This window comes from Caulobacter sp. KR2-114 (genome assembly GCF_049446115.1).
GTDB lineage: Bacteria > Pseudomonadota > Alphaproteobacteria > Caulobacterales > Caulobacteraceae > Acaudatibacter.
In genome coordinates this window covers 531,269-542,500 of the sequence record NZ_JBMSEC010000001.1, presented here as the reverse complement: position 1 = coordinate 542,500, position 11,232 = coordinate 531,269, and the positions used below count along the sequence as shown (strand labels likewise).

Here is an 11,232-nt window from a genome sequence, read left to right as displayed (position 1 = left end):
CACGTGAAATCCTGTCTGAACATGGGGGGACCACCCTCCAAGCCTAAGTACTCCTCAATGACCGATAGCGAACAAGTACCGTGAGGGAAAGGTGAAAAGCACCCCTACAAGGGGAGTGAAATAGTACCTGAAATCGGAAGCCTACAAGCAGTCGGAGCCCCCGCGCGGGGTGACGGCGTACCTTTTGTATAATGGGTCAGCGACTTCATGTGCCGTGCAAGCTTAAGCCGTTAGGTGTAGGCGCAGCGAAAGCGAGTCTGAATAGGGCGAATAAGTACGTCGCATGACGACCCGAAACCAGGTGATCTATCCATGAGCAGGTTGAAGGCTGGGTAACACCAGCTGGAGGACCGAACCGGTGTCTGTTGAAATATACTCGGATGACTTGTGGATAGGGGTGAAAGGCCAATCAAACCTGGACATAGCTGGTTCTCCGCGAAATCTATTTAGGTAGAGCGTCGGACGAATTCCTTGGGGGGTAGAGCACTGGATGGATGCGGGCGGCGCGAGCTGTACCAATTCTAACCAAACTCCGAATACCCAAGAGAACTATCCGGCAGACACACGGCGGGTGCTAACGTCCGTCGTGAAAAGGGAAACAACCCTAACCATCATCTAAGGCCCCCAAGTAACGGCTAAGTGGGAAACGATGTGGGATTGCTTTGACAACCAGGATGTTGGCTTAGAAGCAGCCATCATTTAAAGAAAGCGTAACAGCTCACTGGTCAAGCGATCCTGCGCGGAAAATGTAACGGGGCTCAAGCCGTTCGCCGAAGGTATGGGTGTGCAGCAATGCACGCGGTAGCGGAGCGTTCCGTAAGCCTGTGAAGGTCAGTCGTGAGGCTGGCTGGAGGTATCGGAAGTGAGAATGCTGACATGAGTAGCGACAAAGAGTGTGAGAGACACTCTCGCCGAAAGTCCAAGGGTTCCTGCGTAAAGCTAATCTGCGCAGGGTTAGCCGGCCCCTAAGGCGAGGCCGAAAGGCGTAGTCGATGGGAACCAGGTAGAATATTCCTGGGCCAGTCAGAAGTGACGGATGTCGTAAATTGTCAGGGCTTACTGGATTGCACTTGGCAGTGAAGACGTCCCTGGAAATAACTCTGACGGAGACCGTACCCGAAACCGACACAGGTGGACAGGTAGAGTATACCAAGGCGCTTGAGAGAACTATGCTGAAGGAACTCGGCAAATTGCACGCGTAACTTCGGGATAAGCGTGACTCACCATGGGCAACCATGACTGAGTGGCACAGGCTAGGGGGTAGCGACTGTTTATCAAAAACACAGGGCTCTGCGAAGCCGCAAGGCGACGTATAGGGTCTCACGCCTGCCCGGTGCCGGAAGGTTAAAAGGAGGGGTGCAAGCTCCGAATTGAAGCCCCGGTAAACGGCGGCCGTAACTATAACGGTCCTAAGGTAGCGAAATTCCTTGTCGGGTAAGTTCCGACCTGCACGAATGGCGTAACGACTTCCCCACTGTCTCCAGCATAGGCTCAGCGAAATTGAATTCCCCGTGAAGATGCGGGGTTCCCGCGGTCAGACGGAAAGACCCTATGAACCTTTACTGCAGCTTCGCCTTGGCGTTAGCAGCAACATGTGTAGGATAGGTGGGAGGCTATGAATCCGGGGCGCCAGTTCCGGGGGAGCCAACCTTGAAATACCACCCTTATTGTTGCTGACGTCTAACCTAGGCCCGTTATCCGGGTCGGGGACATGGCGTGGCGGGCAGTTTGACTGGGGCGGTCGCCTCCCAAAGTGTAACGGAGGCGCGCGATGGTGGGCTCAGAGCGGTCGGAAATCGCTCGACGAGTGCAATGGCATAAGCCCGCCTGACTGAGAGACTGACAAGTCGATCAGAGACGAAAGTCGGCCATAGTGATCCGGTGGTTCTGCGTGGAAGGGCCATCGCTCAACGAATAAAAGGTACTCTAGGGATAACAGGCTGATTTTGCCCAAGCGTCCACAGCGACGGCAAAGTTTGGCACCTCGATGTCGGCTCATCACATCCTGGGGCTGGAGCAGGTCCCAAGGGTTCGGCTGTTCGCCGATTAAAGTGGTACGTGAGCTGGGTTCAGAACGTCGTGAGACAGTTTGGTCCCTATCTGCCGTGGGTGTACGAAGCTTGAGAGGATCTGTCCCTAGTACGAGAGGACCGGGATGGACACACCTCTGGTGGACCTGTCGTGGCGCCAGCTGCGCAGCAGGGTAGCTAAGTGTGGAATAGATAACCGCTGAAAGCATCTAAGCGGGAAACTAACCTCAAAACAAGGCTTCGCCGAGAGCCGTGGTAGACCACCACGTTGATAGGCCAGGTGTGGAAGTGCCGCGAGGCATGCAGCTTACTGGTACTAATCGCTCGATCGGCTTGATCGTTCTTAGTCAAACTCATGTGGCGCTGGTTTGTCGCCGCAAGCAATGATGTCTTCTCAACATCCATTTCGTTGACCTGGTGGCTATGCCGGAAGGTCCCCACCCGATCCCATTCCGAACTCGGTCGTTAAGCCTTCCTGGGCCGATGGTACTTCGTCTTAAGGCGCGGGAGAGTAGGTCGTCGCCAGGTCTACCAAATGGATGTGTCACGGTTCGTCCGACCCTTCTTCACGTTCCTATTGCCGGCTACTCCGCCGGCCCCAAGTTTGACGCGGGGTGGAGCAGCCCGGTAGCTCGTCAGGCTCATAACCTGAAGGTCACAGGTTCAAATCCTGTCCCCGCACCCAAAGTTTCGATAGCCGTCCCGCGCAAGCGGGGCGGCTATTTTCGTTTTGGGGCTGCGGCCTTCTGGTCCTCGGCCGCCGCATTCGGCCCCTCGGGCGAAGTATCGGTGCAGCTGGAGCGCGCCGCCGCCGCCGCCAGGGGTGCTGCCGGCAAGCTGCGAGGCCGAGACCTCAGCCGATGGGCCGGTTCGGAAATCTGGTTGGCAGTCGCTGCGGCGGGATCGTTCAGCCGGCCGGGGGGCCGGGCGCCCTCTCCGACGGCGGCCCGAGAGCAATCGGATCTCGTGCTGTGCCTGTTGGCGCCGGACCACTGGGCCCGATGACGGAGCCCGATGCCAGGAGTCTGCCACGCAGTGCGGGATGGGGCCTGCGACCTGGCCGCTCCGACATCCCCGTCGAGAATCATGGGTTGCCGCCGCGCGGTGCGGGCAGCCTCGCGGCCGCCGCGATTCTCGGGGGCGCGTTGACAGCGAGGGTTCGTGCGGTGGCGCGGTCGCACGCCACAGCCGCCGCGGCCGCTTGCGCCTTGCCTCTGAAAAACGGAAGGGCCGGGCGTTGAGCCCGGCCCTTGCTGGGGAATATCCTTCAGACGGCTGGCGCCGACCAGGTCACAACAGGTCTTCGATATGGATCGGAAAGCGCCGCACGCGCACGCCGGTGGCGTGCCAGACGGCGTTGGCGATGGCGCCCACCGTCCCGGTGATGCCGATCTCGCCGACGCCCTTCACGCCCAGTGGATTGACGTAGCGGTCCTCCTCCGCGACCAGGATGGCTTCCACCGACGGCACGTCCGCGTTCACCGGCACATGGTACTCGGCAAGGTCGGCGTTCATGATCCGCCCGGTGCGGCGGTCCGCGACGGCCGCCTCCTGCAGGGCGAAGGACAGGCCCCAGATCATGCCGCCGTAGTACTGGCTGCGCACCAGCCTGGGGTTGACGATCCGGCCGGCGGCGAAGGCGCCCACGAGCCGGGCCACGCGCACCACGCCCAGGTCCGGGTCCACCTTCACCTCGGCGAACACGGCCCCATGCGAGTACATCGCCCAGCGCTGCGCCGCCTCCTCATCGCGCGCCATGCGGCCCGTGCCCACCACCGTGTCGCGCCCGGTGCGGGCCAGGATCTCGGCATAGCTTTCGCTGCGGCGCTCGTCGTCGCGGCGGTGCAGGCGCCCAGCGCGCGCCACCACCCCGACGTTTCCGGCGCCGAACAGCGGCGAGTCCGGGTCGGCGCTGGCCAGTTCCGCCAGCCGGGCGATGGCGTCCTCGCCCGCATTGTGCAGCGCCAGGCCGGCGCTTGCCGTATGGCCTGAGCCGCCCGCGACCCCGGCGTCGGGCAGGTCGGAGACGCCGGAGCGGAATTCCACCTGCGCCGGATCGAGGCCGAGCGCCTCGGCCGCGATCTGGGCGAGCGCGGTCCAGGCGCCCTGGCCCATGTCGACGCCGGCGGTCTCCACCAGGGCGGTCCCGTCGGCGCGCAGGGTGGCGCGAGCCTCGGCCGGGAAGTGCGGGCAGGGGAACAGCGCGCTGCCGACGCCCCAGCCCACCAGGAGCCCGTTCTCATCGCGCATCTGCCGCGGCCGCAGCGGGCGGCCCGCCCAGCCGAACCGGGCGGCGCCCTCGCTATAGCATTCCTGCAGCGCCTTTGACGAATACGGGCGCCCCGTGCCCGGCTCGGTGTCGGCATAGTTGGCCAGCCGGAAGTCGAGGGGATCCATGCCGCAGGCTTCGGCGGCCTCGTCGATGGCCGCCTCCAGCGCCGCGGAGCCCGAGGCTTCGCCGGGCGCGCGCATGGGGCCGGGGGTGCCGATGTCCAGCCTCAGCCCCTCGGTCTCGGCGAGGATGGCCGGGCTGGCGTAGGCGTGCAGCGAGGCGTTGGCCGCCGGCTCGAGGAAGTCCTCGAAGCTGGAGGTCGCGGCGAGAGAATGGTGGTGGATGGCGGTGAGGCGCCCGGCGCCGTCGAGGCCCAGGCGCAGCTTCTGCCAGGTGCGTCCGCGGTGGCCGACCGGCCCGTACATCTGCGCGCGGGACAGGGCCAGCTTCACGGGCCGCTGCAGATGCCGCGCGGCGAGGATCGCCAGGATCTGCGGGCCGTTGAGGATGGCCTTCGAGCCGAATCCGCCGCCCAGGAAGGGTGAGCGGATCAGCACGTTCTCGGCGGGGACGCCGAAAAAGGTGGCGTAGGCCTCGCGGCTCATGACCAGCGCCTGGTTGGGCATGTCGAGCGTGAGGTGGTCGCCGTCCCACTGGGCGACCACGGCGTGCGGCTCCATGGCGTTGTGGAACTGGGCCGGGGTCGAAAACTCCGCCTCGACGATCTGCCGGGCCGCGGCGAACCCGGCGTCGAGGTCGCCAAAGGCGGTCCGCGGCGGCGCGCCGACGCCGACTGCGGCGGGGGCGTAGCGCTCGCCGTTGTCGAGCCCCGTGCGCGCCGGTTGCGCCTCGTAGCGCGGCTTGAGCAGGGCCGCGCCCTCGACGGCGGCCTCCAGCGTCTCGGCGATGACCAGGGCGATCGGCTGGTTGACGTAGCGCACGGTGTCGTCCTGCAGCACCTCGATGCGGAAGCCGAACATGCCGAGCTTCTGGTTCGGATCGTGCGCCAGCGGCGGGCGATTGGCCGGCGTCAGCACCTCGATCACGCCAGGGTGCGCCCGGGCGGCGTCGACATCGAGGCTGGCCACGCGGCCGCGGGCGATGCTGCTCACGGCGGTCACCGCGTAGAGCAGACCCGCGGGATGGTTGTCGGCGGCGTAGGTCGCGCGGCCGGTGACCTTCAGTTCGCCGTCGCGACGGGTGAGCGGCTGGCCCGAATTGGAGCCATGGCGCGGATAGGGGGCGAGCGGGGACGGGGACTCAAGCGACATGACTTGCTCCGATCGGCGGTGCGAAGGGCGAGGCGGGCAGGGCGGCGGGGCCTTGCGGGGTCCCGGCCAGGGCGTCGTGCAGGGCGCGGACGATCAGCCGGCGCGCGAGCTCGATCTTGAACGCGTTGTCGCCGGACGGGCGGGCCTCGGCGAGGGCCATCTCCGCGGCGCGGGTGAAGGAGTCCGCGGAGGCGGGAGCGCCTTGCAGGGCCGCTTCGGCCGCCCGGGACCGCCACGGCTTGGCGGCCACGCCGCCGAGGGCCAGGCGCGCCTTGCGGATCGTCGGTCCGTCCAGGTCGAGGCAGACGGCGGCCGAAACCACCGCGAAGGCGTAGGAGGTCCGCTCACGGACCTTCAGGTAGCGGGCGTGGCGCGCGCTCGCCGCGCCCTCGGCGGGCAGGCGAAGGGCGACGATCAGCTCCCCGGGCTGCAGCGCGGTTTCATCGGCGGGTGTCTCTCCGGGAAGCCGATGCAGCGCCTCGAGGGCCACCTCGCGTGGCCCGTCCGGGCCCTGCAGCTCGACCACGGCGTCCAGGGCCACCAGCGGCACGCAGACGTCCGAGGCATGGGTGGCGATGCAATGCTCGCTCCAGCCCAGGATGGCGTGCAGCCGGTTCTCGCCGCCCAGCGCGTCGCAGCCCGATCCCGCCTCGCGCCGGTTGCAGGCGCTGGCCACGTCGTAGAAGTACGCGCACCGAGGCCGCTGCAGGAGGTTGCCGCCGACGGTCGCGGCGTTGCGCAGCTGCGGCGAGGCGCCTGACAGCAGGGCCTCCGCCACAGCCGGGAACGTGCCCCGGACCCGCTCGTCGTAGGCGAGATCGGCGTTGCGGACGAGGGCGCCGATGCGCACGCCGCCGTCCGCCTGCCAGTCGATGCGGTCGAGCCCGGGCAACCTGGAGATGTCCACCAGCCGCGCCGGTCTTGCCGCGCCCACCTTCATCAGGTCGAGCAGGTTGGTGCCGCCCGCCAGATAGGCCGAGCCCGGCTGGGCGGCGGCGGCGATCGCTTCGGCCGTGCTGGCCGGCCGGATGTAGTCGAAGCGGTTCACGCGGCGTCCTCCTGGGCGGCCCCGGCCAGGGCGCGGTGCGCCTCGACCACGGCTTCGGTGATGCCGCGGTACGCGCCGCAGCGGCAGATGTTGCCGCTCATCAGCTCGCGGACCCGCTCCGGGTCGCCCGCGGCATGGCCCTCGGCCAGCAGGCCGACCGCGCTCATGATCTGCCCCGGCGTGCAGAAGCCGCACTGAAAGGCGTCGTGCTCGATGAAGGCCGCCTGCACGGGATGCAGGCGCCCCCCGTCGGCAAGGCCCTCGATGGTCGTGACCTGGGCGCCGTCCAGGCTGACGGCCAGAACGAGGCAGGCGTTGACCCGCCGTCCGTCGACCAGCACGGTGCAGGCGCCGCATTGCCCCCGGTCGCAGCCCTTCTTCGCCCCGGTGAGGGCGAGGCGTTCGCGCAGGAGGTCGAGAAGGGTGATCCGCGGGTCGTCGATGTCGACGGTTCGCTGCAGACCATTGATGTTGAGGCTCAAGGCGAGCGACATTGTTCCGCTCCGGTTGGGGTGTGGCGCTGCGACTCGCCGTCAGCGGCGCAGAACGCGAGCGCGGGGGATGTGACGTGGGAGGCGATGTGACGCTGAGGGGGGACGGGAGGGTTCCCGATCAGCAGGACGACTATAGCGGAGGACCCCTCCGCTTAGCAAGAGGCCTGGCGCGGGTCTGAGCGATGGCGCGCTCTCCCGCCAGTTCTGGTCGCAGGCCGCGGGCGGACGGGCTGCGCAACCGTGAGCGCCTGATCGAGGCGGCCACCCGGGTGTTCGGCGCGGGCGCGCCCCAGGCCAGCCTGGAGGCGGTGGCCCGCGAGGCGGGGGTCGGCATCGGCACGCTCTACCGTCATTTCCCCACGCGCGAGGCCCTGTTCGAGGCGGTCTACCGGCGCGAGGTCGATCAGCTGAGCGACCTCGCCGAACGGCTGGCGCGGGCGCCCGCGCCCGTCGAAGCGCTGCGGCAATGGCTGCACGCCAACGTCCGCCTGGTGGCGACGAAGCGGGGCATGGTCGAGGCGCTGCATCTCGTCGTCTCGGGCTCCGCCGAGCTGAAGGCCTATTCCTTTGAGCGCCTCACCGCGGCGCTCGCCCTTCTGCTGGCCCGCGGTGTCGAAGCCGGCGACCTGCGGGGCGACATCACCGCGGAGGACCTGCTGCGCACCGTGGTCGGCATCTTCTACGCGGACAGTTCCGCCGACTGGCAGGCCTCGGCGCTGCGCATCGTCGATGTCTTCGTGGACGGACTTCGCCGGCCCTGAGCGGCGGGCCCGCGGCGATGGGCGCTACCGCTCGCGGGGACCCGTCCGGCCCGGCCGCCTCGACGACGGCCGGCGCGGCGACTAGTGTGACGGCGGCGCGGCGCGCCCAAGGTTCTGACACCCAGGGCCCTGACATCAGCCAGCGCGTGCAGCATGACCCCGACCAGCCCCGCAGACGCCCAGTTGATCGAAAAGAGCCTCGAGATCGCCGGGGAGCGGGGCGGAGACCTGACGGCGGTCGTCTACGCCCGCCTGTTCGCCCGCCAGCCCGACATGGAGGCGCTGTTCTGGCGCGACGGCAACGGCGCCATCAAGGGCGAGATGCTGATGCGGGTGTTCGAGGCGATCCTGGACTTCATCGGCCCGCGCAAGTTCGCGGACCACATGATCGGCACCGAGGTGGTGACCCACGCCGGCTACGACGTTCCCCCCGACGTGTTCGCGACCTTCTTCGGCCTGGTCGCCGACGTGATCGGGGAAACCTGCGGACCGGACTGGTCCGGGCCGATGGCCGAGGCCTGGGGGCGGCTGCTCGCCGACCTCGACGCCTATGTCAGGCATCCGCAGCGGAGCCTCGCGCCGGAAGCCGCCGGCGTTCGCTGAGCCTACCGCAGCCCGGCCGGACCCCCTATCTGTTGGCGTTCGCCGTCACGTCGATGGCCTTGCGCCGATGGTCCGCCGCCCATGAAGAAGATCGGTTTCCTCTCCTTCGGCCACTGGAGCGACGCCGGCCAGTCCCAGGCCCGGTCGGCGTCCGACGTGCTGCTGCAGTCCATCGACCTGGCGGTGGCCGCCGAGGCGCTGGGGGCGGACGGCGCCTATTTCCGCGTCCATCACTTCGCCCGCCAGCTTGCCTCGCCCTTCCCCTTGCTGGCGGCGGCGGGCGCCAGGACGCACCGCATCGAACTCGGCACGGCCGTGATCGACATGCGCTACGAGAACCCGTTGTACATGGCCGAGGACGCCGGCTCCGCCGACCTGATCGCCGGGGGGCGGCTGCAGCTGGGGATCAGCCGCGGCTCGCCCGAGCAGGTGATCGATGGCTGGCGGTATTTCGGCTACGAGCCGGCCGAAGGGCAGGGCGACGCCGAGATGGGCCGCGCCCACGCCCAGGTATTCCTCGACCTGCTGCGCGGGCAGGGATTCGCCCAGCCCAATCCGCGCCCGATGTTTCCCAATCCGCCCGGACTTCTGCGCCTGGAGCCGCACTCGCCGGGGCTGCGCGAGCGGATCTGGTGGGGCGCCGGCTCGGATGCGACGGCGATCTGGGCCGCCCGGCTGGGCATGAACCTGCAGAGCTCCACCCTGAAGGCCGACGAGACCGGCGAGCCGTTTCACATCCAGCAGGCGGCCCAGATCCGCGCCTATCGCGCCGCCTGGGCGCAGGCCGGGCATGCGCGTGCGCCGCGCGTATCGGTCAGCCGCAATATCGTCGCCCTGACCAGCGACCTGGACCGCGCCTATTTCGGACGTGGGGGCGAAGACACCGACCAGGTCGGCTTCCTGGGCGAGGCCGGCCGGGCGATCTTCGGCCGAAGCTATGTCGCCGAGCCGGACGTGCTGGTGGAGCAGTTGCGCCAGGACCAGGCGATCGCCGAGGCCGACACCCTGCTGATCACCGTGCCCAACCAGCTGGGCGTCGACTACAACGCCCACCTGCTGGACGCCATCCTGCGCCATGTGGCGCCGGCCCTGGGCTGGCGCTGACCCCGCAACGGGGCGGCCGGAAGGGCCTCCGGCCCGGCCGATGACGTGTTTCGCGCCGCATCCGGGCCCGGCTTGATCTGGATCAAAGATGACGCCGGCGTCACCTATATCCTCTCCCCAAGGCGTCCGGAGTGGCGCGGGACCGTCGCGTCGTGAAGCGGCGGTCGGCCGAGGAGCGACGCATGGTGAGCATCGTCTACATCGAGAACGACGGCACGGAGCATCATGTCGATGTTCCGGCGGGCGTCTCGGTGATGGATGGCGCCAAGCGGTACACCATTCCCGGCATTGAAGGAGACTGCGGTGGCGCCTGCGCCTGCGCCACCTGCCACGTCTATGTTGAAGGTGACTGGCCGCAGCGCTTGCCGCCGCCAGAGGAAATCGAGCAGGCCATGCTCGATTTCGCGTTCGATGTGCAACCCAATAGCCGCCTGAGCTGTCAGATCCAGGTCAACGACAGCATCGACGGTTTGGTCGTCCGTACTCCACCACGCCAATATTGAATATTCCCAAGGAGGGAATGCCATGACTGTCGCCCAAGTCAATTCAGCCGCATCGAAGGCCGGCTGGAAGGTGTCGATGACGCCCGACGATATCTACAAGAACCCGATGAGCATCGCCTGGACGTTCGACTACCTGATGTCGCACGACAAGGTGGAAGACCTGTACAAGCGCGCCAAGCAGAACCAGTGGGACTCCGACGAGCTTCTGCCCTGGGACACGCCGGTCGACCCGTCGAAGCCGATGATCAACGACCGCTCCGACCCGTACCATCGGATGCCGTTCTTCGCGAAGCTGTCCAAGTCGCAGCAGGAGACCTTCACGGCCCACTCCACGGCGCAGCTGCTGTCGCAGTTCCTGCACGGCGAGCAGGGCGCTCTGATGACGGCGGCCTGCGTCACCCACTCGGTGCCGGACGCCACCGCCAAGCTCTACGCGGCGACCCAGACCATGGACGAGGCCCGCCACGTCGAGGTCTACGCCAAGTACTGCGACAAGATCGCCATCGTCTATCCGATGTCGCCGATGCTGAAGACGCTGATCGACGCCACGCTGCAGTCCGACCGCTACGAGAAGGTCATGATCGGCATGAACATGATCGTCGAAGGCCTGGCCCTGGGCGCCTTCAACAACATGTACCGCACGACCCAGTGCGAGCTGCTGAAGAAGCTGACCTTCAACGTGATGCGCGACGAGTCGCGGCACGTGTCGTTCGGCCACGCCTACCTGGGTCCGGTGATCGCGAAGCTGCCGGAAGACGAGGTCGAGGATCTGGCCGAGTTCGCCTTCCAGGCGGTCAACATCCTGGCCCGTGGGCAGACGGGCGGCGGCCGCGGCGGCCAGGTCGATCCCGGCTTCCTGTCGGTGCTGGACAACAGCAACATCGACCCGAACGACTTCTTCAAGGGGCTCGCCGAGGCGGAGGCCCAGGGCGTCACCCAGGAGCTGCCTCCGGGCCAGATCCATTCGGTGAAGGACCTGATGCTGCCGGCCCTGGCCCGGGTCGGCCTGCTGACCCCCACGGTCCGCAAGAAGTACGAGGAAGCCGGCATTCCGATCTTCGAAGACCCGCGGGTCCTGCAGGCCATGGAAGGCGGTCACCCGATCGCCTGACGGCGGCATGCACGACGGCCAGCGTCCCGCGACCC

The 11,232-nt window shown here is 67.2% G+C and carries 8 protein-coding genes, 1 tRNA gene and 2 rRNA genes (1 of these 11 running past the window's edge); 8 read left to right on the top strand and 3 right to left on the bottom strand.

The features are described 5' to 3' along the window. From ACO2Q3_RS02385 to ACO2Q3_RS02375, 3 genes are all read left to right on the top strand, one after another. Window positions 1–2,371: ribosomal RNA gene (locus tag ACO2Q3_RS02385) — 23S ribosomal RNA — on the top strand (it extends 418 nt beyond the left edge of the window). A 72-nt stretch (window positions 2,372–2,443) separates the two neighbouring features. Continuing rightward, window positions 2,444–2,558, top strand: a 5S ribosomal RNA gene (gene rrf, locus ACO2Q3_RS02380). Between the two features lie 80 nt (window positions 2,559–2,638). Further along, a tRNA-Met gene (locus ACO2Q3_RS02375) sits at window positions 2,639–2,715 on the top strand. Window positions 2,716–3,320: 605 nt separating this feature from the next. Here the strand turns inward: ACO2Q3_RS02375 and ACO2Q3_RS02370 are convergent. The 3 genes from ACO2Q3_RS02370 to ACO2Q3_RS02360 are packed head-to-tail and all read right to left on the bottom strand — an operon-like array spanning window position 3,321 to window position 7,115. Beyond that, the gene (locus ACO2Q3_RS02370; RefSeq protein ID WP_423304799.1) at window positions 3,321–5,573 is read right to left on the bottom strand and encodes a xanthine dehydrogenase family protein molybdopterin-binding subunit; all 2,253 of its coding nucleotides are present in this window, start codon (window positions 5,571–5,573) and stop codon (window positions 3,321–3,323) included. Then, window positions 5,563–6,621, bottom strand: a complete 1,059-nt coding sequence (locus ACO2Q3_RS02365) for an FAD binding domain-containing protein (protein WP_423304798.1) — start codon at window positions 6,619–6,621, stop codon at window positions 5,563–5,565. Before ACO2Q3_RS02365 ends, ACO2Q3_RS02370 begins: the two co-directional genes overlap by 11 nt. Next, window positions 6,618–7,115, bottom strand: coding sequence for a (2Fe-2S)-binding protein (locus ACO2Q3_RS02360; protein WP_423304797.1), 498 nt, complete (start codon window positions 7,113–7,115; stop codon window positions 6,618–6,620). The genes ACO2Q3_RS02365 and ACO2Q3_RS02360 overlap by 4 nt, the downstream gene beginning before the upstream one ends. A 182-nt stretch (window positions 7,116–7,297) precedes the next feature. Here ACO2Q3_RS02360 and ACO2Q3_RS02355 point away from each other — a divergent pair, with 182 nt between their 5' ends. The 5 genes from ACO2Q3_RS02355 to ACO2Q3_RS02335 all read left to right on the top strand — a co-directional run bounded on the left by ACO2Q3_RS02355 (window position 7,298) and on the right by ACO2Q3_RS02335 (window position 11,197). After that, window positions 7,298–7,876, top strand: coding sequence for a TetR/AcrR family transcriptional regulator (locus ACO2Q3_RS02355; protein ID WP_423304796.1), 579 nt, complete (start codon window positions 7,298–7,300; stop codon window positions 7,874–7,876). 153 nt (window positions 7,877–8,029) lie between these two features. Then, a complete protein-coding gene (locus ACO2Q3_RS02350) occupies window positions 8,030–8,479 on the top strand; it encodes a globin domain-containing protein (RefSeq protein WP_423304794.1) in 450 nt (149 codons plus the stop codon). A gap of 81 nt (window positions 8,480–8,560) precedes the next feature. Further along, complete coding sequence (locus ACO2Q3_RS02345) at window positions 8,561–9,583, top strand: LLM class flavin-dependent oxidoreductase (RefSeq protein ID WP_423304793.1); 1,023 nt, start codon at window positions 8,561–8,563, stop codon at window positions 9,581–9,583. 182 nt (window positions 9,584–9,765) lie between these two features. Next, window positions 9,766–10,086, top strand: a complete 321-nt coding sequence (locus ACO2Q3_RS02340; protein ID WP_423304792.1) for a 2Fe-2S iron-sulfur cluster-binding protein — start codon at window positions 9,766–9,768, stop codon at window positions 10,084–10,086. 22 nt (window positions 10,087–10,108) lie between these two features. After that, window positions 10,109–11,197, top strand: coding sequence for a ferritin-like domain-containing protein (locus ACO2Q3_RS02335; protein WP_423304791.1), 1,089 nt, complete (start codon window positions 10,109–10,111; stop codon window positions 11,195–11,197). Window positions 11,198–11,232: the final 35 nt, after the last annotated feature.